We start from the raw sequence: 21394 nt of genomic DNA, 5'->3' as shown, positions 1-21394 counted from the left end.
GTTTCCATGGCCGAACGCGTGATTGTCGCCATCGACGGCGGCCCGGCCAGCAGCGCGGCCGTGGACTGGATGCTCGAGCGAGCGCGAACGGTCAACCTGACCGTGGAACTGACCACGGTGATCGAACTGGGCTGGGTCCCGGCCGGAGGGCCGCAAGACGACTTCCACCTCGTGTACGAACGAGCGCTGGCGGAGGCGGCACGCCGGGTCGACGAGGCCGCGCCGAGCCTCAAGAAGACCAGTGTCATGCGTCGGGGCGCCCCGGTCGAGGAACTCATCCGCGCCTCCGCCAAGGCCGACCTCCTGGTGATCGGCACGAAGAAAACGGGCTTCATGGCCGGGGCGGTGTACGGCACCCTGCCGCTCCGCCTCGCCGCGCACGCTCGTTGCCCGCTTGTCGTCGTTCCGGCCAATTGGACGCACCTGGACGGGCCTGTCGTGGTCGGCGTTGAGGACGATGACACCTCGGATGTCGCGCTTGACTTCGCCGCCCGTGAGGCCGTCCGACTCGGTCGCGGCCTGGTCATCGTGCACGCCTGGAGCATCCCGGCGACCCTGGGCTTCGACGACGGCCTGATGATCCCTTTCGACGACCTCCGGCAGGCCCACGACGAGATTCTGGCCAGGGCCGCGGGGCGCATCCGGGAGGCGAATCCTGGCCTGGACGTCACCGTGACCCTCGAGCAGGGCCCGGCCGCGCAGACACTCGTCGACGCGTCGCGGACCGCGGAGCTCCTGATCGTCGGCACTCACGGGCGCGGGGCGGTAGCCGGGCTCATCCTGGGTTCGGTGAGCCACGATGTGCTGCTCAACATGCCCTGCCCGATTGCGGTTGTTCCCCGCGCGGTCACCGGTGCGGCGAGCGCGATGCAGCCCAAGCAGTAGCCGAATTCGATCAGTAGTCGAATTCGTCGAACTGGGCGAATGCGGGATCGTGGGCCAGCCCGATGGGAGTCTGGAGCGACTGGTCCTCGGCCTTGCGATGCAGGAGTTCCGTCGTGCCCAGTTCGACCAGTTCGAACGCGGCCGGTTCGGACGTCACGCTGACCCGCTGGCTCGCGGAGCCGATCAGGAACTGAGCACGGCCCTGCCTGCCGTCATCGCTGATGATCGGGATGTCCACGACGTCGACCTGGCGTCGCCCGCTAAGCGCCTCGGCATAGACGAGCACGGCGTCTGCTAGATCGCTTCCGGTGACGACGGAACCGCCCGGATGAAAGATGCGCTTCATTGGAATCCCTCGATTGCTCACGGCTGAACGTGTGCTGCCGGGGTCCGGGGCTGCACAACCATTCTACGCCGAGCCGAGCCTTGAGCGCGCCCGGTTCACCACCGAATGTGCAGCGGTGAGGGTCAGAGGGAAAGGGTGCGGGTGACGACGCGTTCGGCGACGTCGACCAACGGGATGCCGTTACGCCGGGCGTAGTCTCGCAGCAGGGCGAACGCCTCATCCATGTTGGCGGAATGGGTGAAGGCGAGGACCCCCTTGGCCTGCTCGATCAAGACCCGGCTGTTCAGCGCATGCTGGAGCTGCTGGCGTGCGTCGTCGCTCTCCCGGATGGCCCGTTCCTGGAGGATGCCGATGGTGGCCACATCGGCGAGGGCCTGCACCGTGACGATATCCGCCTCGCCGAGGGCGCCGAGGCGGTCCCAGAAGATGTTCAGTGAACCGATGGTCGTCGTGCGCAACCTCAGCGGCACGGCGATCATGGAAGCGAAACCCTGTTCGAGCGCCCCGGCGCGAAACCGCGGCCACTTGGGTCCGACGGCGTCGATGTCCCCGACGGCGACCGCACGCCCGGTCGTGAGGCACTCCACGCACGGGCCGCTACCGGATCGGAGCTGGAGGATCTCAACGAGTCGGCCGCGTTCATTGGTCGATGCAACGACCTCGAGTTCGCCTTCCCCGGCCGACAGGATGATACCCGCTGCCGAGGCCTCGAAGAGGGGCACGCACTTCTCCACCAGCGTCTGCAAGAGGTCGACTATGTCATAGCCGACGACGAGGGTGTCGGCAAGTGTGACGAAAGTCTCGACCAGCTGACCTTCACGTGTCTGGGTCACCATGAGGCCATTCTAGATGTCGTTCAAATGCGAGGTGAAATCCACCCGCCGAGCGACGATGTCCGCCGCAACCTCGCGCACCGACCGTCCGTGTGAAAACGCGTAGCCGTTGATGACGAGCAACGCATCCGCGGCGGACAAACCGAGTTGGGCCAGGATCATCCCGGTGGCCTGGTGAACGACCCGTCGGGAGTAGCCGCTGTCGGCCTCGGCGTCCTGCTTGAGGGTCTGCGCGGAAAGGCTGCGCCGGAGCACCTGGAGGGCGACGATGCCCGCCAGGGCAACGGCATCCGCGATCTGCGCCGGCGACAGTGTTCCCGGTCGCCGGGCATACAGGTCGACGGCTCCGATATCGAGGGACCCGAGCGTGAGCGGGAATGCGTAGAGCGCCCCCACCGGTGCGTCACCGATCGCCTCGAGGAAAATGGGCCAGGACGAGGGAGCGGCGCTGTGGAGGTCGGGCGCGAGGACCGGCCGGCGCGACGTCAGCGCCTCCCAGCAGGGCCCCTCGCCGAGGTCGAACTGGAGCTCGTCGATCCGGGCCGCCTGCGTGTCGCTCGCGCACACCGTTTCGGTGCCGAACGGGGCGCCCAGCGTCGAAATCGCGACCCCGGTGACCGGCAGCAACCCCAGGAACGGCCGACACAGGCTGGTCGCGTTTTCGTGGGCCGTGGAGAGTTCCTCGACCGCTGCTCCGAATGCTCGACGATCAGGCATGGTGGGCAGGTGCGGACGCGGGTGCAGGACAGCGGGTTGTCATGGTGACCTCAGGATCACCCCGCTTCGCGGCGGACCAACCAGTTTCGACGTGTGGCACGGACAAGGCCGCGTTACCTTCAGCGTATCCCCCCGCCGGCGAGCCGAGCCGGATTGGCCGACCCCCCTTGACAAAGTGAGCGACGCACCCCAAGGCGGAACCGGTGCAGGAGGAGGGACGCGACCACTATTGCGCGATCACTCGTGGTGGGCCCTACCGGGCTCGAACCGATGACATCCACGGTGTAAACGTGGCGCTCTACCAACTGAGCTAAAGGCCCCGACCGCGCCACTCCGGCGCGAGATCGAGTAGCTCAAGCATACCCAACGTGGACCTACGGTGGTGCATGAGCACTGAGCGACTGACCTGGCACGGCCAGCACAAGAAGACCCTCGACCGTGGCGCCCGGGCGGCCGACGTCATGCGCAACAAGATGGGCAGCTGGCCGTTCGTAGGAGCGTTCCTCGCCATCATGGCGGTCTGGGCGGTCCTGAACACGGTCGGGCTGGACCGTGCGCTGCACTGGGATCCCTACCCGTTCATCCTGCTCAACCTGTTCCTCAGCATGCTCGCCGGCCTGCAGGGCGCCATCCTGCTGATTGCGGCGAAGCGGCAGGACGCCATCTCGGCCGCGCTCGCCCAGCACGACTATGACACCGACGTCGCGGCGAAGGCCGTTATCGGCCTGCTCATGGAAGTCAATAACCGCCAGCTGGAGATGATCATGGACCTGCGCCTGCTGGTGACGGCCCTGCACGACGAACGGTCCGGCAACCCGGCCCCCGCGGCCCAGTAAGCGGCCGGCGGCAACGGGGTCAGGCGGGCTGAAGTTCGGCCAGCGCCGCCTGGTACGCGCTGAAGGAGCGGGGCTCCCCCGGCTCTGTGATGAAACTCGCTCGGATGATCCCGCGCGGGTCGATCAGGAAGGTCGCCCGGTTCGAGAACCCCCTGGCATCCAGGAACACCCCGTATTCCTTGGCGACGGCGCCGTGCGGCCAGAAATCGGCGACCAGGCTGAAGGTGTAGCCCTCCTGCTCCCCCCACGCGCGCAGCGCGTGCCGGGAATCGACGGAGATGCCGATGACCTCAACCCCGGCGTCGGCGAAGAGCGACAGATTGTCGCGCAGCTCGCAGAGCTCGCCGCTGCAGATTCCCGAGAAGGCCAGCGGGAAGAACACCAGCGCGACCGACTTGTCACCGCGGTACTGGCTGAGCTGGATGCGCTCGCCGTACTGGTTGACGAGCTCGAAATCGGGTGCAAGGGTCTCGTTTTCCAGTGCCATGCTGCGTTTCCTTTCCGTGCCGCGATGGAGGCGGCTGAACACGGTCCCAAAGCATAGCCCCGCCGGGTCGGCGCACCAAGACGACCGAGCCCCGGCGTGCGCGGACGGCGACTAAAATCAGTAGGCTGGCGTGGTGTCGTGGGGTGTGATTGACCCACCCCCGCTTGCGGCACCACTAAACATGGCACGACCTGCCTAATAGAGAGAGGTCGAGTGTGACTGTCGACGATCAGGATCCCTACTCCGTTGCTAAGCACGACGCAGACCCCCAGGAGACCGCCGAATGGTCTGAATCGCTGGACTCGCTCGTAGCGGCCCACGGCCACGAACGCGGCCGCGAGATCATGCTGAGCCTGCTCAAGCGTTCCAAGGAACTGCACCTGGGTGTGCCGATGGTGCCCACCACGGACTACATCAACACGATCGCGGCGGAGAACGAACCCGAGTTCCCCGGTGACGAAGACATCGAGCGCCGCTACCGCGCCTGGATCCGGTGGAACGCGGCCGTGCTGGTGCACCGCTCACAGCGCCCCGGCATCGCCGTCGGCGGCCACATCGCGACCTACGCGTCGTCCGCCGCCCTCTACGAGGTCGGCTACAACCACTTCTTCCGCGGCCAGGACCACCCGGGCGGCGGCGACCAGATCTTCATCCAGGGCCACGCCTCCCCAGGCACTTACGCGCGCGCCTTCCTCGAGGGCCGTCTGAGCACGGACCAGCTCGACGGGTTCCGCCAGGAGAAATCGCACGCTCCCAACGGCATTTCGTCTTACCCGCACCCGCGCCTGATGCCGGAGTTCTGGCAGTTCCCGACCGTGTCGATGGGCCTCGGGCCGATCAACGCGATCTACCAGGCCCAGCTGAACCGGTACCTGACCAACCGCGGGATCAAGGATGCGAGCGACCAGCAGGTCTGGGCATTCCTCGGCGACGGCGAAATGGACGAGGTCGAAAGCCGCGGCCAGCTCCAGGTTGCCGCCAACGACGGCCTCGACAACCTCAACTTCGTCGTCAACTGCAACCTGCAGCGCCTCGACGGCCCTGTGCGCGGCAACGGCAAGATCATCCAGGAGCTCGAGAGCTTCTTCCGCGGCGCCGGCTGGAACGTCATCAAGGTCGTCTGGGGCCGCGAATGGGACGAGCTCCTCCGGCGCGACACCGACGGCGCCCTGCTCAACCTGATGAACGTCACGCCCGACGGAGACTACCAGACGTACAAGGCCGAAAGTGGAGCCTACGTGCGGGAGAACTTCTTCGGCCGCGACCCGCGCGCGCTCAAGCTGATCGAGGACTACAGCGACGAAGAGGTCTGGAACCTCAAGCGCGGCGGGCACGACTACCGCAAGGTCTACGCGGCGTTCAAGGCGGCATCCGAACACAAGGGACAGCCCACCGTCATCCTGGCGAAGACGATCAAGGGCTACGGCCTCGGACCGAGCTTCGAGGGCCGCAATGCGACCCACCAGATGAAGAAGATGACGCTCGACAACCTCAAGACCTTCCGCGACAGCATGCACGTGCCAATCACGGATGCCCAGCTCGAGGAGAACCCGTACCTGCCGCCGTACTACACCCCGGGAGACCAGGACGAGGCGATCCAGTACCTGCACGAGCGCCGCCGCGCGCTCGGCGGCTACCTGCCGGAGCGTCGCAGCAAGTACACCCAGCTCACCCTGCCGGAAGACGCCACCTACGCGATCTCGAAGAAGGGCTCCGGCACCCAGGAGATCGCCACCACCATGGCGTTCGTGCGGCTGCTCAAGGACCTCCTGCGCTCGAAGGACTTCGGCCACCGCATCGTGCCGATCATCCCGGACGAGGCCCGCACGTTCGGCATGGACGCGTTCTTCCCGAACGCCAAGATCTACAACCCGAACGGCCAGCATTACACCGCGGTGGACCACGCCCAGCTGCTCGCCTACAAGGAGAGCCCGCAGGGTCAGATCCTGCACGTCGGCATCAACGAGGCCGGCGCCATGGCTGCGTTCACCAACGTCGGCACGTCGTACGCCACCCAGGGCGAACCGCTGATTCCGATCTACGTGTTCTACTCCATGTTCGGTTTCCAGCGCACCGGCGACGCCATGTGGGCAGCGGGCGACCAGATGGCGCGCGGCTTCATGATCGGCGCCACCGCCGGCCGCACCACGCTTACCGGTGAAGGCCTGCAGCATGCTGACGGCCACTCGCCGCTGCTGGCCTCGACCAACCCCGCCGTCGTCTCCTACGACCCCGCGTACGGTTACGAGATCGGCCACATCATGCGCGCCGGGCTCGAGCGGATGTACGGCGGCAAGCACGCGACGCCGAACGTCATGTACTACATCACGGTCTACAACGAGCCGTACGTGCAGCCTCCGCAGCCCGAGAACGTGGATGTCGACGGAATCCTTCGGGGCATCCACCGCATCAACGAGTCCTCGCTGACCGGGCCGAAGGCGCAGCTGCTGGCCTCCGGTGTCGCCGTGGGCTGGGCACTCGAGGCGCAGAAGATGCTCGCAGACGACTGGGGAGTGTCGGCCGACGTCTGGTCGGTCACCTCCTGGTCCGAGCTGCGCCGCGACGGCCTGGCGGCCGAGGACCACAACTTCCTCCACCCGGATGCCGAGCCGCGCACCGCGTATGTGACCGAGAAGCTTGCGGGTGCGAGCGGACCGTTCGTCGCCGTGACCGACTTCATGCACGCGATTCCCGACCAGATTCGCCAGTTCGTTCCCGGTGACTTCGCGACGCTCGGCGCCGACGACTTCGGGTTCTCGGACACGCGTCCGGCCGCTCGCCGCTTCTTCAAGATCGATGGACCCTCGATGGTGGTGCGTACGCTCCAGCAGCTCGCCAGGCGTGGCGAGATCGACCGGAGCCTGGTCAGCCAGGCGATCGCGAAGTATGAGCTGCACGACGTCACGGCGGGCACCACCGGCTCCGCCGGGGGCGAGAGCTAAGCTCCCCGTGGCAGCGGCCCCCAAGACGAAGGAACAGACGCTCGCCTGGCTGCGGACAATCTCGGGTGAGTTGTCCACGGCCACGCTCAAGCGGCTCGAGGACACGCTGCCCTGGTACGGCGACATGCCGCCGGGGCGGCGGTCCGCCGTCGGGCTGGTCGCGCAGGCCGGCATCACCTCGTTCATCTCCTGGTTCGACGACCCCACGTCGACCCCGTGGATCGCGGCGGATGTCTTCGGCGCCGCCCCGCGGGAGCTTCTGCGCTCGATCAGCCTGCAGCAGACCCTGCAGCTGATCCGGGTCAGTGTGGAAGTCGTCGAGGAACGGGTCAAGGACGGCAGCGAACTGCTGCGCGAGGCCATCCTGCTCTACTCCCGGGAAATCGCGTTCGGGGCGGCGGATGTCTACGCCCGCGCCGCCGAGGCCCGCGGGCTCTGGGACGCCCGCCTCGAGGCCCTCGTCGTTGACTCGATCCTCAGCGGCGAATACGACGACGAACTGCCCAGCCGCATCGCGGCGCTCGGCTGGCACGGGCACGGCGAGGTCTGTGTGCTCGTCGGAACGACTCCGAAGATGCTCGACGTCGACCGTCTGCGCCGCTCGGCCAGGCACATGGCCGCTGACGTGCTGATCGGCGTGCAGGGCAACCGCCTCGTGCTCGTCATCGGCCGCGCCCATCCCACCCCGGTCGACACCGACGACGCGATCGGCACCGCAGGCGCGCTCAGTTTCATGGAAATCGCCCTGCAGCTCGAGCCCAGCTTCGGCCCCGGCCACCTGGTGCTCGGCCACGAGGTGCCCAACCTCGTCGACGCGTCCAAGAGTGCGAAGGCCGCTCTGGCCGGCTTCGCCGTCGCCCGCTCGTGGCGGAACGCCCCACGACCGGTCCAGGCCGACGACCTGCTCCCCGAGCGCGCCCTCGCCGGCGACCCGCTCGCCCGCGCCACGCTGATCCACCGGATCTACCGCCCGTTGCAGGCGCACTCCACCGAGCTCCTCACCACGCTGTGGTGCTACCTCGACAACGGCCGATCGCTCGAAGCGACGGCGCGTGAGCTGTTCGTGCACCCCAACACGGTGCGCTATCGGCTCAAGCGGGTGTCGGAGGTCATCGGCTACGACGCCACCGGAGCCCGGGAAGCCCTCATCCTGCAGGCGGCACTCATCATCGGTTCGATCAGCGACCACGACGGTTCTGCCCGTCGCCGCTGACCCGGCCGACGGCGAATATGCCGAAAACGACAAACGATCGCCGAATACTTGGTGCACCCTCGACACACGGACCTCGGCCCGGGTTGGGAGACTAGTCACGTGATTGTCGTCGTTTGCCCAGGACAGGGCTCCCAAACCCCAGGTTTCCTCACCCCGTGGCTCGAACGCCCCGACTTCGCCGCCGGACTGGCGGACATGTCGGACCAGGTCGGCATCGACCTCACGGCGCACGGGACCCTCAGTGACGCCGACACGATCCGCGACACCGCGATCGCCCAGCCCCTCATCGTTGCGGCCGGACTCCTCACCCTCCGGGCCCTTCTGGCCGACGGACGCCACACCGCCGTCGCCGGCATAGCCGGCCACTCCGTCGGCGAGATCACCGCTGCCGCGGGCGCCGGCATCCTGGACGCCGTCGACGCGATGCGATTCGTGCGCGAGCGCGGCGCCGCGATGGCACGGGCGGCAGCGCTCGAACCCACCGGAATGAGCGCCGTCATCGGCGCCGACGAGGGCGAACTCCTCGCGAGGCTCGCCGAACTGGACCTCGAACCAGCCAACTTCAACGGCGGCGGCCAGATCGTCGTGGCCGGCGCGCTGCCCGCGCTGGGCGCACTCGCCGAGACCCCGCCCAGCCGGGCCCGGGTCATTCCGCTTCAGGTCGCCGGCGCATTCCACACCCGGTATATGCGGCCCGCCGCCGAGCATCTCGCGTCCGTCGCGGCCGGGTTCTCGCCCCACGACCCCGCCCTGCCGATCTGGACCAATCACGACGGAAGCCGAGTTTCCGACGGCGCCCATTTCCTCGAGCTACTCGTCGGCCAGGTCTCCTCGCCGGTACGGTGGGACCTGTGCATGCAATCGTTCGCAGATGCCGGCGTGACCGGAATCATCGAAGTTGCGCCGGCCGGAGCCCTCGTCGGGCTCGCTAAGCGGGCACTCAAGGGCGTTCCCAGCGTCGCCATCAAAACGCCGGGCGATCTTCCGGCCGCGTGGGCGCTGCTCGAGCAGCAGTCCTGAGCCGGAACCAAAGAAACACAAGCGAGGAAGTCGCATGACCCAGCCAACACTTCAGCAGTCGCACGGCCCGCAGTACACCCGCATCCTGTCGGTGGGAGCCGCCCGCGGCGACCTCGTCGTTCCCAACGACGACCTGGTCGGGCCGATCGATTCCTCCGACGAGTGGATCCAGCAGCGCACCGGGATCATCACGCGCACCCGGGCCAGCCAGGACCTGCTCGCCGTCGACCTCGCCACGGATGCCGCCCGCGAGGCCATCGAGCGCAGCGGGATCGACCCCACCCTCATCGACGCCGTCATCGTCGCCACGATCAGCAACACCCAGCAGACGCCATCCATGGCCGCGGTCGTTGCCGACCGCGTCGGCACGACGCCCGCCGCCGCCTATGACGTCAACGCGGCCTGCGCCGGCTACTCGTATGCCATCGCCCAGGCTGACGCGCTCATCCGCGCCGGCGCCGCCCACTACGCACTCGTGATCGGCGCGGAGAAGCTGTCCGACGTGGTCGACCCCACCGACCGCAGCATTTCCTTCCTTCTCGGCGACGGCGCCGGCGCCGTGGTGATCGGCCCGAGCGAGTTCCCCGGGATCTCCCCCACTGTGTGGGGTTCCGACGGGTCGAAGGCGGACGCCGTGGGCATGAACCACACGCTGCAGGAATACCGGCGGGGCGAGGCGCCCTGGCCGACCCTGCGCCAGGAGGGCCAGACGGTCTTCCGCTGGGCGGTGTGGGACATGGCCAAGGTGGCCAAGAAGGCGCTCGAGGCTGCCGGTATCACGGCAGACCAGCTCGCCGCTTTCATCCCGCACCAGGCCAACATGCGCATCATCGACGAGTTTGCGAAGCAGCTGAAGCTTCCGGCATCCGTCGTGATCGCCCGCGACATCGCGACGACCGGCAACACGTCGGCCGCGTCCATCCCGCTGGCCACCCACCGCCTGCTCGAAGAACACCCCGAGCTCAGCGGCGGCCTCGCGCTCCAGATCGGCTTCGGCGCCGGACTGGTCTACGGCGCGCAGGTCGTTGTGCTGCCTTAGTCCCCCACGTCCATCTAAACTGAGTCTCGGTCTAACGAGACACCCCCAAGGAGAAAACAACATGGCATTGTCCACCGAAGAAGTTCTTGCCGGCCTGGCCGAACTCATCAACGACGAGACGGGCATCGCAGCCGACACGGTCGAGCTGGACAAGTCGTTCACCGACGACCTGGACATCGACTCCATCTCCATGATGACCATCGTCGTCAACGCAGAAGAGAAGTTCGACGTCAAGATCCCCGACGAAGAGGTCAAGAACCTCAAGACCGTCGGCGACGCCGTCACGTTCATCACCAAGGCCCAGGGCTAAGACCCGGCCGATGAACAGGCCGGCCGGCATCTGCCGACCGGCCTGTTCGTGCGGGACTTGCGTCTCGCGTTTCCATGCCTCACGGGGAGTTATGTTATGACCAAGAAGATCGTTATCACCGGCATCGGCGCGACCTCGCCTCTCGGCGGGACCGCCTCCGAAAGCTGGTCGGCACTGCTGGCCGGTGAGTCCGGCGCACGCACGCTCGACTACGACTGGGTCGCCGAAACTCAACTTCCGGTGACGTTCGCCGCGCAGGCCAGGGTCTCCCCGAGTGAGATCCTTGCCCGGCACGAAACGAAGCGCCTCGACCCGTCCAGCCAGTTTGCGCTGATCGCCGGCCGCGAGGCCTGGGCGGATGCCGGCTCCCCCGAAGTCGACCCGGACCGCCTGGCCGTCGACTGGTCGACCGGTATCGGCGGTGTCTGGACCCTGCTCGACGCCTGGGACACGCTGCGCGAGCGCGGTCCGCGCCGGGTTCTGCCGATGACCGTGCCGATGCTGATGCCCAACGGCCCCGGAGCGGCAATCGGCATGGACCTGCATGCCCGCGCCGGCATCCGGACCGTCGTTTCCGCCTGCGCGTCCAGCACCGAGGCCCTCGTCAACGCCTACGACCGCCTGCAGGCAGGGCACGCCGACATCATCATCGCCGGAGGCTCCGAGGCGGCGATCCACCCGCTCCCGATCGCGGCCTTCGCGTCGATGCAGGCGCTCTCCAAGCGCAACGACGACCCGGCCAGGGCGTCCCGCCCCTACGACATCAACCGCGATGGTTTCGTGCTCGGTGAGGGCGCTGCCGCCCTCGTCGTCGAGACCGAGGAGCACGCCAGGGCCCGCGGCGCCCGCATCTACGCCGAGCTCCTCGGCGGTGCCGTGACCAGCGACGCATACCACATCACCGCTCCGGACCCCGAGGGATCCGCCGCCGCCCGGGCCATGATCACCGCGATCCGCAACGCCGGCGCGGACCTCGGCGACGTCTCGCACATCAACGCTCATGCCACGAGCACGCCCGTCGGCGACATCGCCGAGTACAACGCCCTGCGCCGCGTCTTCGGGGACCTGCTCGACGGCATTCCCGTTTCGGCAACCAAGGCGTCCACCGGTCATCTGCTCGGAGGGGCCGGAGCCATCGAGGCTCTGTTCACCGTGCTGGCGCTCTCGGACCGCGTGGCACCCCCGACGATCAACCTGACCGACCAGGACCCGAGCATTCCGCTCGACGTGGTCACGTCGCCGCGCGCCCTCCCGTCCGGCGACCTGCTCGCGATCAGCAACTCGTTCGGATTCGGCGGCCACAACGCCGTCGTCGCTTTCCGCAGCGTGTAGCCGCGGATCGCGGCAAACTCGACCGCGCGATCCCCCAGAAAGACCCCGACCGGCTTCCGGTCGGGGTCTTCTTCTTGAGTGCGATTCGCGTCGTTTCGTTTACGTGCCGCCGGGAGTGCTCTCCGACCTGCGCGCCTGGCGCCACGATCCTGCGAATCGCAGGTTCCTGGGTCAGCCGACCTTGTGCAGCCAGACGACGGAATTGAAATCGCTCGCGTGGCGGAACGGTTCCAGCTCGTCATCCCACGCCTGGCCGAGTGCGAGCCGGAGCTCCCGGTGGAGTTCGATCGCGTTGGCGCCGGCCACCTCAATGGCGTACCGCACTCGGTCCTCCGGCACGACGATGTTGCCGGCGGTGTCGGTCTGCGCATAGAAGATACCGAGGTCCGGCGTGTGCAGCCAGCGTCCGCCGTCGGTGCCGAGGCCGGCATCTTCCGTCACCTCGTAGCGCAGGTGTTCCCATCCGCGCAGGGCTGATGCGAGGGCCGCGCCGGTTCCCCGGTCGCCCTCCCAGTAATACTCGGCGCGCTGCGAACCCTTCTGCACGGGCTGTTCGGTCCAGTCGAAATTGACCGCCTCGCCCAGGGCGCGCCCTGCCGCCCACTCGACGTGGGGGCAGAGTGCACGAGGAGAGGAGTGCACATAAAGCACTCCCCGTGCAGTTGCTGCCTGCCGTGCCTGTGTTGCCGCCATCGTTTTTCTCCGTTCCTCTGAGGTGCGTCTTCCCCAACGACCTCTGAACGGCGAACTCGAATGCAGTGAGTACGGCCTGGCTATGAAATTGAACGACATCGCAGTCGCTAGCTGAATTATGCCTCACCCCGCAACGAAATCACAACACTGTTATTCCGCGAGTCCGTCCGACCTCGGTCGATTCTGTATATTCGGTATAGAAATATCGGGCAATTTTCACGGAGGCATGGTGTCGGTTCGAAGCAATCTGCTGGTCATCCTCACGATCGGCCCGGCCTACGGGTTTCAGTTGCACGGCGAGTTGCAGTCCCGGACCGCGGGCAGGCGAACCGTGAACGTCGGCCAGATCTACGGCACCCTGGACCGACTGGTCAGCCAGGGCGCCGTGGAGTCCGCCGGGACCACCCACGACGGACTTCCCCTGTACCGGCTGACCGACGCCGGGCGCGCCGAGGCGTTGACCTGGCTCTCCGACACGAGCAGCCCCGTCGGCGAGGAATGGAACGACCTCGTGGACCGGGTGCTCCTGGCGTCCTCGCTGCCGCACAGCGATGTGCCGGCCATCATCGCCGGCTACCGAAGTCGCTGGCAGCGCACACGTAACGGGGCTGCGCTGACCGGACAGGACAGGCTGGCCGCCTCGGCGGCATCCGCCCTCGCCGCCGCAGCCCTGGCCTGGCTGGACGAAGCCGAGGCGGCGCTGGCCGGCGTATCGGCGGGCGCGTTCCGCCGGGAGCTCAGCCACGCACGCCCACGGCGGGGCCGGCGCCCCGCGGCGGCTGTGCCGGCACACCAGGTGCCGCACTCGTCAGTGCAGGAGCTCGCCGCCCTTGGCCAGCACGTTCCGCTCCCCCGCCTCGATGGCGAACGGTAACCGGTTCCGGGCCGGCGGGATGGGGCAGTTGAAGTTGTAGCTGAAGGCGCACGGGGGCAGGTACGCCCGGTTGAAATCGAGGATGACGCTCCCGTCGTCGCCGGGCGCCACGCGCAGGAAGCGCCCCATGCCGTACGTGTACACGCCGTTGGTCGTGTCGCCGAAGACCAGCAGGAGGGAGGGCCCGTCCGGGAAGGCGGCCAGGCGATACTCCACTCCGTCCCGGCCGACCACGATCTCTCCGGGCAGCCTCTTCTGCCGGGTCGCGCCCTGGTCATGGAGATGGGCGACGCTCACCTCTGCGTCACCGTCGAGCGGCGCGAAGGAGGCGCGGATGACCCACTCGGGGTCCCAGGGGAAGGCGTCGATGGAGCCGAACGCGCGGATACCGTCGGATTGGGCGTCCCACACGCGCAGGGCGTACCCGCCGGCCGCGTCGGCGATGATGGTGCCCGTGCGGCCCGTGCTGAACCGGATGTGTGACGGGGCGAGCGCATCCATCCCGGCGACGATCACGCTGCCATCGACGAGCTCTTCGTCGACCCGGATGCCGTCGGCCGCCGTCGCGGTCAGGCGCAACCCGGAGAGCCCGCTCGGCAGGGGCGACCAGAGGCCCGGAACGCCCCGGACGCGCCGGGATTCTCCGGCGTCGCCGGTGACCCACTGGGTGTTCACGAGGGCCAGGTTACCCTGGGGCGCCACAACCGACCGCCGTCGCTTCGCCCGGAAGGACTCGAGGCCGCCGGCCCCGGCGTCATCGGCGGCGCTCACATTACTTCGCCTCCGCGTAGCTGTCGACGGTGGCCGCGGTGAGGAGGAAGTCGACGGGGAAGTCGCCGAAGAGCAGGCGGCCGGCCGTCGCAGCCGCCCTCGTGATGATCTGCTCCACCTCGCCCGCCAGGGCGACCGGGGTGTGCACGATGACCTCGTCGTGCAGGAAGAAGACCAGGTGCGGCGTGGCGGCGAACGCCGCCGGTCGGTCCGGAGCCTCGGTGCCGCGGAGGGACCACAGCTCCTTACGCACCTCGGCCATCCAGCAGAGCGCCCATTCCGCGGCGCTCCCCTGCACCACGAAATTGCGGGTGAACCGGCCCCAGTCCCGGGCCTGGCTGCGCGCACGGCGTTCGTCGCCGTCCGACGCCGCCGGGTCATACGCCTGCGCCTGGGTGGCCTGCCAACTCTCGCCCGGCCGGGGTGAGGACCGCCCGAGCCGGGTTGTGACGATGTCGCCGCGTTCGCCGGCGCGCGCAGCGGCCTCGGTCAAGCCGAGCGCCCGCGGGTAGGCCCGGGCGAGCCTGGGCAGCAGGCGCCCGCTCTCCCCCGTGGTCGCGCCGTACATCGCCCCGAGCATGGCGACCTTGGCCTGGTCGCGGGTTTCGACCACGCCGCTGGCGACGATGCCGGCATACAGGTCGGTGTCGCGCCCGGCCGCGGCCATGGCCGTGTCGGCGGAAAGCGCGGCGAGGATGCGGGGTTCCAGCTGCGCGGCATCCGCCACCACCAGCTTCCAACCCTCGTCGGCGACGACGGCGCCGCGCACCTGCCTGGGCAGCTGCAAGGGGCCCCCGCCGCTGGCGCCCCACCTGCCGGTGGTGGCGGCGCCGGGGACATACTCGGGATGGAACCGGCCGTGCACGATCCAGGTGTCCATCCAGTACCAGCCGTTCGCGCTGAGCAGGCGGGCCAGCTTCTTGTACTCGAGCAGCGGCTCGATCACCGGATGCTCGAGCTTCTTCAATTCCCACGCGCGCGTCGACGTGGCCATCAGCCCGGAACGCTGCAGAGCCTTGAGCAACTCCTGCTGTGAGTCCAGGTTGAACACCTGGTCGTCGAGTTCGCAGCGGATTCGCCCGGCCAGCTCCTCGAGCCGTTCCGGCCGGGTCCCGTGGGCCACTCGGGGGCCGAGTTCCGCCGTCAACAGCCGATCGTGGATGTCCGTTCGCCACGGCAACCCGGCAAACTGCATTTCCGCCGCGATGAGCGCTCCGACCGACTCGGCGGCGAGCAGGAGCCGGAGGCGGCCGGGCTCCGGGCAGGAGGCGACCGCCTGGAGCTGGCTCAGGAACTCGGCCATCGTGTCGTCGTCGGCCGGTTCGTCGTCGAAGGCCAGGTCGAAGAGCGTCGCGCCCTGGGGCACAGCCGCCTCCAGGGCCGCCGCGCGATCCCACCCGCCGGGGGCTCGCCCGGCCAGTTCACTCGCCCGGGTCAGCTCGGATCCACGCAGGATCGCGTGGCACAGCCTCAGGTCGTGGCAGCGGCGCACCCGGGTCCCGGCCGCAAGCAGGCCGGGCGACCACCGCGAGGTGTCATCCCACACCCAGCGCGGCCCGGCGGGCTCCCTGGCCGCCACGAAGGCCGGGAAGTCGAGCTGGGTGAGGCGCTCGGCTGGAGCGGTGGGGGCGCCGGCAGCGTCGAGTGCGGTGACGAGGATCTCTCCGTTGCCCGTTCGGCTGGCCAGAAGGTACACAGTGCCATTCTGCCGTGTGCCACCGGCGCCCGGCGCGACGCCCGGCCGATTCAGTCGCCCGACCACGCCGTCCGGAGCAGGCCGATCGTCTCGTCGTCGGTCAGCTGGTGGAAGTCGGTGTAGAACGGGCCAATCGCCCAGAACTCGGAGGGAACGTCGAGAACGACGACGACATCCGCCAGCCCCCTCATCTCGGCCACGGTGTCCGCGGGTGCGACGGGTACCGCGAGCACGGTGGTGGCCGCCCCCTGGCGTTTCACGGCAGCCAGCGCCACCTTGGCCGTGGCACCGGTCGCGATCCCGTCATCGACGATGACCGCGACCCGGCCGGCCGGGCTCACCTGCGGCCGATCGCCCAGGTAGCGCTTGCGTCGCCGTTCGATCTCCTCGAGCTCCGCCTGGCGCGCACGCGCCAGGCCCGCCGCATCGCTGCCGGTCGCCGCGTACACGTCTTCGTTGATGATGGTCTGCGGATCCTCCCCGTCCACGACCGCGCCCATGGCCACCTCCGGCCACCCCGGAGCCCCGATCTTGCGCACGAGGATGAGGTCGAGCGGCGCCCGGAGCCGCCTGGCGACCTCCACGGCGACCGGTACTCCCCCACGGGGAAGGGCGTAGACGACCGGATCGCGCAGGTCGAGCGTCTCCAACTGCTCGGCCAGCTTCTCGGCCAGTTGTCTGCCGGCGTCGGGGCGGTCCCTGAACACGATTCGTCCTTTTCGCCTACGGTACGCGTGCGTCGATGGTGAACGAGTCCGTGAAGCTGCCGCCGGCGACGGGTACGAATCCCGCCGTCAGCGTGTCCTCCGTCACCCGAACATCCAGATTGCCGTGGCTGGGGTCGAGGTTCAGCCCGGACCAGGCCGCGAAGTAGCCGGCCTCCGGGTCGCTCGGGTTGACGTCGCGCAGGGCCACACCGCCCGTCCCGACGATGGCCATGACCGTCCCGGCGCCGTGGGTGAGGTCACTGTCGCTATCCGAGACGCACGCGGAGGAGTAGCTTTCGGGCTCGAGATCCGGGCAGGACTCGCCGAGCGCGAGCTGCTTCGATCGCGCGTACAGGTGTTCGTGACCGCTCAGCACGAGATCCACGCGCTTGGCCACGAGCAGGTTGAGCAGGTCGGCTCCGGGATCGCAGGGGTACCTGCCGACGGACAGGCACGGCTTGTGCATGCCGGTCACCACCCAGGGGATGCCGGCACTGCGGGCGCCATCGATGGCCCTCGCGGTCCACCGGTAGCGCGCGCTGCCCGCGGAATACGACCACCGCCTATCCGGGTACTTCAACCCCGGCGAGATCATGATGAACCGCACGAGCGGGTTCACCCGGGGCACATCCACGAAATACTGGCGCCCGTAGGTCCCGACCAGTCCCGGGAGTTGGTTGGGCAGGCAGTCGGAGAAGTCGTCGATATTGCCGTTCCGCCCGTCGCTCTCATGGTTGCCCGCGAGGAGCTCAAACGGCACACCCTCTCCAACCCGGGAGGTCACGAAATCGCACCAGGCCGCCTCGCTCCCTGGCGTGCCGTAGGAGAGGTCGCCGAGGGCCAGGTGCAGGTCGGGTCTGATGCTCGCTACCTGGTCGAGCACGGCCGCGGACTGGGTGCGCTCGGCGATGTCGCCGGAGGCCGTGAACCGCACGGAGGTCGCTCCGTCCGCCCGGACGGACGTCTGCGGCACCGGGACCGGGGCCGACGCCGCGCATCCGGCCAGCACGATGCCCGCGACCGCTATTCCGGCCGCACAAGACGTCGCGACCCTCAACCTTGTCCCTCGCATATGCCCGCTCCTCGCATGTCGGCCGTATGAGAGGAAGCTAAACCCTGTTCGCCCCGGAAGACAATGAGTCGGCGACGGATGCCTCCGGCGGATGCCGCAGCGGTCGCCAGGTGTCGAGGGCGATCGCCAATCCGAGGACACAGAGGGAGAGCGACAGGGAGGCGGCGATATCCGTCACCCAGTGGTAGCCGAGGTAGACGCGCGTGAGCGCGACCAGGCCGACACCGACGATCGCGGCGAGGACCAGGAGCAGGGAAGCGACCCAGCCTCTCCCCCGGGAGAGCACCAGGTAGCCACCCACGATGAGAAAATCGGCCACCCCGAGCACGTGGCCGGAGGGGAAGGAGAAGGACGGGTCGACGCCGATGAGCATGAACTCTTCCGGGGGCCGCTCCCTGCCGACCAGGCGCGCAATCAGCAGCGCGAGGGACATGCCGGTGAGCATCGCCACCGAAAGGACGAGCACCCGCCACGCGTGCTTGGAACGCCAGATCCACAGCACGATGAATACCGCCACGACAATCGGCATCCCGATCGGGCCGGAAACCTCGGCGATGAGGATCATCGCGGCGGTCCAGCCCTCGGTGCGGTGCTCGACCATCCACGCCCGCACCGGCTCGTCGAGGAGGGCGAGTCCTCGCTGCTCGAGGACACCGTTCAAGACCAGGAAGAAGGCGGTCGTCCCGAAGGCGACGAGCAGGGCTGCGGCGATGAACCAACCGGTTCGGGCGGGCTGCACCGGCGGGAACTCTTCGGACAGGTAGTCCTGCACCCATCGGGGCCGTTGGCGCTGTTGGGCGCGGGGGCTCTGGCTCATGCATTCAGGCTAGACGATGGAGGGGGCTCGTTGAAATGTCCCCGGGCGCCGACAGTAGGTAGAACAGCATTCAACGAGTAGAACGGCGTTCAACCGGCCTCGCGGTCTCCGGCGGATCCGGAGCGCGCCAACTCGGTGAGCTCGACCACTTCGGCGAGTTCGGCCAGGCGATGCGCGCGACCCGATTCGGCCGGCGTGAACGGCTCCCCGGGGCGGGAGAAGTAGAGCGGCGCGTGCCAGGTGGTCGGGACTTTGAGGAGGGTGGACTCCGAACCCATGTCTCGCGCCACCGGCTTGCCGGGGACGTCGATGACGATTTCGGCCGCGAGGAGCTCGGCAATGGCCTGCGGGAGTTCGCTCGGGTTGCCGGCAACGCGAGCGGCGAGGGCCAGCGTCCGGGTCTGACCGTCGGTCAGCGCGACGGGGGTGGTGGGCCAGAGCCGGGTTTGGCGACCGCCGCTCAATTCCACCGCAGCCGACAACTCCTCCTCGGCCAGGTCGCCTGGAGCGCTGAGCACGAGCTCGTCGAGCACGCCGCCGGCGACCGGGTGCACATGAATGCTCAGGATGTTCGCCTCAAGACCGGCCAGGGCCCGGCTGAGGCGCTGCAGGGCGCCCGGCTCGTCGGCAAGCACCGTGCGCACGCGCCAGAGCGCCGGTGAGGTGTCGAGTTTCCGCCGCCGGCGCAGGGCGGGCGCGTGCAGCCAGCTCCACAGGAACCGCCTGGCGGAGGGTTCGGCGACCCAGATCACGAGGGCCGTCGCAGTGAAGGCAAGCACGATGACCTTCGCGAGGTACGGCAACGCGGTCTGCACGACGAGTGCGTGCACGAGGAGTTCGATGGGCAGGATGGTCACCACGTTGACCACGGTCAGCCGCCCTTTGGAGGCCTCGGGCAACTGACCGCAGCCGTCGCAGGTCAATTCTGCTGGGCTCGGTTTTGCAGTGCCCGGTTTTCGTGCGTTCCCCCGCGTCATGGGTCCATTCTGGGCAGCTCCGGTTACGGGAACGTTGCGGAGCTGTCACAGACGTGCGAATTCGGGGACGTCAGCCGGGCAGGGTCATGTCAATGACGAGCGACCCGGACGCCGATCCCGCCCTGAGGTCGTCGAGCGCGCTATCGACCTGGCCGAAGGGGTACGCGGTCACCGAAGGCGTGATTCCCAGGTTGTGGGCGATTTTGAGGAAGTCCCTGCCGTCGGTCCGCGTGTTCGAGGTCACGCTGCGGAGGTCGCGTTCGTAGAACAGGGTGGAGTCGTAGTCCAGGGCGGGGATCCGGGAGACGTGGATGCCGGCGAGCACGACCGTGCCGCCACGAGCCGTCGCCCGCAGGGCCGGCGGCACGAGCGTTCCGGCCGGGGCGAAGATGATGGCGGAATCCAGCGGCTCCGTGGGCACGGCATCCGCTTCGCCCACGAAGGACGCGCCCAGGGTTCGCGCCAGCGCCTGGCTCTGCTCCCCTCGCGTCATCGCGAACACTTCCGCGCCGGCCGCCAGGGCGAGCTGGGCGGTGATGTGGGCGCTCGACCCGAATCCGTAGAGGCCCAGCCGGCCGCCGGGCGGCAGGGCGGCACGGGTCAGCGCCCGGTAGCCGATGATCCCCGCGCAGAGCAGGGGCGCCGTTTCGACCGGATCGCTTCCCTCGGCCAGCAGGTAGGCGAAGCTTTCCGGCACGGTCGCGTACTCGGCGAAACCGCCGTCCGCATCCCACCCCGTGTACTGCGATTGGGGGCAGAGGTTCTCTCGCCCGGCCTGACACCATTGGCACGCCCCGCAGGTGCGACGGAGCCAGGCGATGCCGACCAGGTCGCCCAGCCGCAGCTGACCCACGTCGATGCCCAGACGTACAACGCTGCCGACGACCTGGTGACCGGGCGTCACGGCGGGGTGATGGGGCGCGAGCTCTCCGTCCACCACGTGCAGGTCCGTGCGGCATACTCCGCAGGCCAGCACCTTCACGAGAACCTCGTCGGCGGCCGGCGTCGGCACCGGCTTCCGGCCGGGCTCGACGCGATGATGCTCGAGATCCGTTGTCCACGCCCTCATGCTCTCCACCGGTGGCCTCCTGCTTGTGACTCCAGTATCGCCAGCTCCGGGGTTCCGGGCTATGCCGTGTCCCCCATCCGGCCGACTGCGGTCGCCGGGCGCCGGCTGCTACCGTGACGCCAGCGACACACCCGGTCGACGATCCCCAGGCATTGACGTCTGCCGGACGCGACCGAATGAAGGGGCTGTAATTCATGAGAATCCTGTGCCCCCACTGTCACGCGGAAGCTTCGCTCACCCCGAACCGGGCTCGCTTCGACGGGGTCGTACTCCCCCGCTATGTCGTGGTGTGTTCGGGTTGCGATCGGACCACGGCGCACCATGACAAGCAGGAGCGTCTCGTCGCTGCGCTGGTCGGAAATCGCCACGGCAGCGGCAGCCATGAGCTCACGGTCGCTGCCGAGGGCGTGGGGCATGTCCGTTTCCACACCGACCCGACCGGGGAGACGACGCCGGCCGTGGAGCACTCGGAGCTGTTGGAGTACGTCACGAGCAGCATCATCTCAGAAGACACCTTCAGCCTCGTGCTTCGCACGGTCGAGACGGGGTCGAACTGCCCATCACCGGAGGGCGCCATCCCGTACACGGCCGTGCGCGGCTGGCTGGTCGTCAACGGAGAGATTCTCGCCCTCACGGGACAGGAGGTCTGGGAAGCGTCCTGCCGGGATTCCCTATCAGATGGCCCGCTCGACCCCGAGGCGGACGTGCATTACGTCGACGCGGACGCGATTCCGCGGCCGTACGGCTGGTGACGCGGC

The 21394-nt window shown here is 68.4% G+C and carries 22 protein-coding genes and 1 tRNA gene; 10 read left to right on the top strand and 13 right to left on the bottom strand.

The genetic code is table 11. The annotated features are described in order from the left end of the window. Window positions 1-6 precede the first annotated feature (6 nt). Entirely contained in the window at window positions 7-885 is an 879-nt protein-coding gene (locus tag BLQ39_RS03510) for a universal stress protein (protein WP_092321797.1), read from the top strand. A 10-nt stretch (window positions 886-895) separates the two neighbouring features. Here BLQ39_RS03510 and BLQ39_RS03505 read toward each other — a convergent pair whose 3' ends face one another. The 4 genes from BLQ39_RS03505 to BLQ39_RS03490 form a co-directional block, all read right to left on the bottom strand. Beyond that, on the bottom strand, window positions 896-1231 hold the full coding sequence (locus BLQ39_RS03505; protein ID WP_092321796.1) for a hypothetical protein: 336 nt from the start codon (window positions 1229-1231) through the stop codon (window positions 896-898). A gap of 122 nt (window positions 1232-1353) precedes the next feature. Then, window positions 1354-2067 (bottom strand): GAF and ANTAR domain-containing protein, encoded by a 714-nt coding sequence (locus BLQ39_RS03500; RefSeq protein ID WP_174775342.1) that lies wholly within the window; start codon window positions 2065-2067, stop codon window positions 1354-1356. Window positions 2068-2076: 9 nt separating this feature from the next. Next, window positions 2077-2781 carry a GAF and ANTAR domain-containing protein gene (locus tag BLQ39_RS03495; RefSeq protein WP_092321794.1) on the bottom strand — a complete coding sequence of 235 codons (705 nt, stop codon included), beginning with the start codon at window positions 2779-2781 and terminating at the stop codon, window positions 2077-2079. Window positions 2782-3025: 244 nt separating this feature from the next. Next, window positions 3026-3101: transfer RNA gene (locus tag BLQ39_RS03490), tRNA-Val, on the bottom strand. A gap of 66 nt (window positions 3102-3167) precedes the next feature. Here BLQ39_RS03490 and BLQ39_RS03485 point away from each other — a divergent pair. Further along, window positions 3168-3617, top strand: coding sequence for a DUF1003 domain-containing protein (locus BLQ39_RS03485; RefSeq protein ID WP_092321793.1), 450 nt, complete (start codon window positions 3168-3170; stop codon window positions 3615-3617). Between the two features lie 19 nt (window positions 3618-3636). On the opposite strand, the gene BLQ39_RS03480 is transcribed toward BLQ39_RS03485, so the two are convergent. Next, window positions 3637-4104: a peroxiredoxin gene (locus tag BLQ39_RS03480; RefSeq protein ID WP_092321791.1), complete on the bottom strand. Its 468-nt coding sequence runs from the start codon at window positions 4102-4104 to the stop codon at window positions 3637-3639. Window positions 4105-4319: 215 nt separating this feature from the next. On the opposite strand from BLQ39_RS03480, the gene aceE reads away from it, so the two are divergent. From aceE to BLQ39_RS03450, 6 genes are all read left to right on the top strand, one after another. Next, window positions 4320-7046: a pyruvate dehydrogenase (acetyl-transferring), homodimeric type gene (gene aceE, locus BLQ39_RS03475; RefSeq protein ID WP_092321790.1), complete on the top strand. Its 2727-nt coding sequence runs from the start codon at window positions 4320-4322 to the stop codon at window positions 7044-7046. A gap of 49 nt (window positions 7047-7095) precedes the next feature. After that, window positions 7096-8259 carry a PucR family transcriptional regulator gene (locus BLQ39_RS03470; protein ID WP_241977065.1) on the top strand — a complete coding sequence of 388 codons (1164 nt, stop codon included), beginning with the start codon at window positions 7096-7098 and terminating at the stop codon, window positions 8257-8259. A 99-nt stretch (window positions 8260-8358) separates the two neighbouring features. After that, window positions 8359-9279, top strand: a complete 921-nt coding sequence (locus BLQ39_RS03465; protein WP_092321787.1) for an ACP S-malonyltransferase — start codon at window positions 8359-8361, stop codon at window positions 9277-9279. A 34-nt stretch (window positions 9280-9313) separates the two neighbouring features. Beyond that, on the top strand, window positions 9314-10318 hold the full coding sequence (locus tag BLQ39_RS03460; RefSeq protein WP_092321785.1) for a beta-ketoacyl-ACP synthase III: 1005 nt from the start codon (window positions 9314-9316) through the stop codon (window positions 10316-10318). Between the two features lie 61 nt (window positions 10319-10379). Continuing rightward, the gene (locus tag BLQ39_RS03455; protein WP_092321784.1) at window positions 10380-10628 is read left to right on the top strand and encodes an acyl carrier protein; all 249 of its coding nucleotides are present in this window, start codon (window positions 10380-10382) and stop codon (window positions 10626-10628) included. Between the two features lie 96 nt (window positions 10629-10724). Beyond that, a complete protein-coding gene (locus BLQ39_RS03450) occupies window positions 10725-11960 on the top strand; it encodes a beta-ketoacyl-[acyl-carrier-protein] synthase family protein (RefSeq protein ID WP_092321782.1) in 1236 nt (411 codons plus the stop codon). Between the two features lie 171 nt (window positions 11961-12131). Here BLQ39_RS03450 and BLQ39_RS03445 read toward each other — a convergent pair whose 3' ends face one another. Further along, window positions 12132-12653 (bottom strand): DUF3145 domain-containing protein, encoded by a 522-nt coding sequence (locus BLQ39_RS03445; RefSeq protein ID WP_092321781.1) that lies wholly within the window; start codon window positions 12651-12653, stop codon window positions 12132-12134. A 226-nt stretch (window positions 12654-12879) separates the two neighbouring features. On the opposite strand from BLQ39_RS03445, the gene BLQ39_RS03440 reads away from it, so the two are divergent. Next, window positions 12880-13527 carry a PadR family transcriptional regulator gene (locus tag BLQ39_RS03440; RefSeq protein ID WP_167738538.1) on the top strand — a complete coding sequence of 216 codons (648 nt, stop codon included), beginning with the start codon at window positions 12880-12882 and terminating at the stop codon, window positions 13525-13527. On the opposite strand, the gene BLQ39_RS03435 is transcribed toward BLQ39_RS03440, so the two are convergent. The 7 genes from BLQ39_RS03435 to BLQ39_RS03405 form a co-directional block, all read right to left on the bottom strand. Beyond that, a complete protein-coding gene (locus BLQ39_RS03435; RefSeq protein ID WP_092321778.1) occupies window positions 13462-14298 on the bottom strand; it encodes a DUF1684 domain-containing protein in 837 nt (278 codons plus the stop codon). The two genes, BLQ39_RS03440 and BLQ39_RS03435, sit on opposite strands and share 66 nt — an antisense overlap. A gap of 1 nt (window position 14299) precedes the next feature. Next, on the bottom strand, window positions 14300-15994 hold the full coding sequence (locus BLQ39_RS03430) for a bifunctional 3'-5' exonuclease/DNA polymerase (RefSeq protein WP_092321776.1): 1695 nt from the start codon (window positions 15992-15994) through the stop codon (window positions 14300-14302). Between the two features lie 50 nt (window positions 15995-16044). Continuing rightward, complete coding sequence (locus BLQ39_RS03425) at window positions 16045-16701, bottom strand: phosphoribosyltransferase (RefSeq protein WP_241982845.1); 657 nt, start codon at window positions 16699-16701, stop codon at window positions 16045-16047. A gap of 16 nt (window positions 16702-16717) precedes the next feature. Further along, window positions 16718-17773 carry a metallophosphoesterase gene (locus BLQ39_RS03420; protein ID WP_092321774.1) on the bottom strand — a complete coding sequence of 352 codons (1056 nt, stop codon included), beginning with the start codon at window positions 17771-17773 and terminating at the stop codon, window positions 16718-16720. A 37-nt stretch (window positions 17774-17810) separates the two neighbouring features. Continuing rightward, window positions 17811-18590 (bottom strand): phosphatase PAP2 family protein, encoded by a 780-nt coding sequence (locus tag BLQ39_RS03415; RefSeq protein WP_092321772.1) that lies wholly within the window; start codon window positions 18588-18590, stop codon window positions 17811-17813. An 89-nt stretch (window positions 18591-18679) separates the two neighbouring features. Then, window positions 18680-19567, bottom strand: a complete 888-nt coding sequence (locus BLQ39_RS03410; protein WP_092321771.1) for an ACT domain-containing protein — start codon at window positions 19565-19567, stop codon at window positions 18680-18682. A 70-nt stretch (window positions 19568-19637) separates the two neighbouring features. Beyond that, the gene (locus BLQ39_RS03405; RefSeq protein ID WP_092322106.1) at window positions 19638-20636 is read right to left on the bottom strand and encodes a zinc-dependent alcohol dehydrogenase family protein; all 999 of its coding nucleotides are present in this window, start codon (window positions 20634-20636) and stop codon (window positions 19638-19640) included. Between the two features lie 194 nt (window positions 20637-20830). Between BLQ39_RS03405 and BLQ39_RS03400 the strand changes: the two genes are divergently transcribed. Then, window positions 20831-21388, top strand: coding sequence for a hypothetical protein (locus tag BLQ39_RS03400; protein ID WP_092321769.1), 558 nt, complete (start codon window positions 20831-20833; stop codon window positions 21386-21388). The last annotated feature ends 6 nt before the right edge of the window (window positions 21389-21394 follow it).

Origin of the sequence: Cryobacterium psychrotolerans (genome assembly GCF_900101115.1) — a bacterium.
GTDB classification, from domain to species: domain Bacteria; phylum Actinomycetota; class Actinomycetes; order Actinomycetales; family Microbacteriaceae; genus Cryobacterium; species Cryobacterium psychrotolerans.
The sequence above is the reverse complement of the archived record's forward strand: the minus strand, read 5'-3'. Positions and strand labels throughout refer to the sequence as shown.

Excerpts from the sequence above, each read along its gene's own strand:
- BLQ39_RS03400 (WP_092321769.1), top strand. The coding sequence starts at position 20,831 with ATGAGAATCCTGTGCCCCCACTGTCACGCGGAAGCTTCGCTCACCCCG.
- BLQ39_RS03415 (WP_092321772.1), bottom strand. The coding sequence starts at position 18,590 with ATGAGCCAGAGCCCCCGCGCCCAACAGCGCCAACGGCCCCGATGGGTG.
- BLQ39_RS03510 (WP_092321797.1), top strand. The coding sequence starts at position 7 with ATGGCCGAACGCGTGATTGTCGCCATCGACGGCGGCCCGGCCAGCAGC.
- BLQ39_RS03440 (WP_167738538.1), top strand. The coding sequence starts at position 12,880 with ATGGTGTCGGTTCGAAGCAATCTGCTGGTCATCCTCACGATCGGCCCG.
- BLQ39_RS03445 (WP_092321781.1), bottom strand. The coding sequence starts at position 12,653 with ATGGCGGCAACACAGGCACGGCAGGCAGCAACTGCACGGGGAGTGCTT.
- BLQ39_RS03455 (WP_092321784.1), top strand. The coding sequence starts at position 10,380 with ATGGCATTGTCCACCGAAGAAGTTCTTGCCGGCCTGGCCGAACTCATC.
- BLQ39_RS03450 (WP_092321782.1), top strand. The coding sequence starts at position 10,725 with ATGACCAAGAAGATCGTTATCACCGGCATCGGCGCGACCTCGCCTCTC.
- BLQ39_RS03405 (WP_092322106.1), bottom strand. The coding sequence starts at position 20,636 with ATGAGGGCGTGGACAACGGATCTCGAGCATCATCGCGTCGAGCCCGGC.
- BLQ39_RS03420 (WP_092321774.1), bottom strand. The coding sequence starts at position 17,773 with ATGCGAGGGACAAGGTTGAGGGTCGCGACGTCTTGTGCGGCCGGAATA.
- BLQ39_RS03480 (WP_092321791.1), bottom strand. The coding sequence starts at position 4,104 with ATGGCACTGGAAAACGAGACCCTTGCACCCGATTTCGAGCTCGTCAAC.
- BLQ39_RS03410 (WP_092321771.1), bottom strand. The coding sequence starts at position 19,567 with ATGACGCGGGGGAACGCACGAAAACCGGGCACTGCAAAACCGAGCCCA.
- BLQ39_RS03460 (WP_092321785.1), top strand. The coding sequence starts at position 9,314 with ATGACCCAGCCAACACTTCAGCAGTCGCACGGCCCGCAGTACACCCGC.
- BLQ39_RS03505 (WP_092321796.1), bottom strand. The coding sequence starts at position 1,231 with ATGAAGCGCATCTTTCATCCGGGCGGTTCCGTCGTCACCGGAAGCGAT.
- BLQ39_RS03485 (WP_092321793.1), top strand. The coding sequence starts at position 3,168 with ATGAGCACTGAGCGACTGACCTGGCACGGCCAGCACAAGAAGACCCTC.
- BLQ39_RS03495 (WP_092321794.1), bottom strand. The coding sequence starts at position 2,781 with ATGCCTGATCGTCGAGCATTCGGAGCAGCGGTCGAGGAACTCTCCACG.
- BLQ39_RS03500 (WP_174775342.1), bottom strand. The coding sequence starts at position 2,067 with ATGGTGACCCAGACACGTGAAGGTCAGCTGGTCGAGACTTTCGTCACA.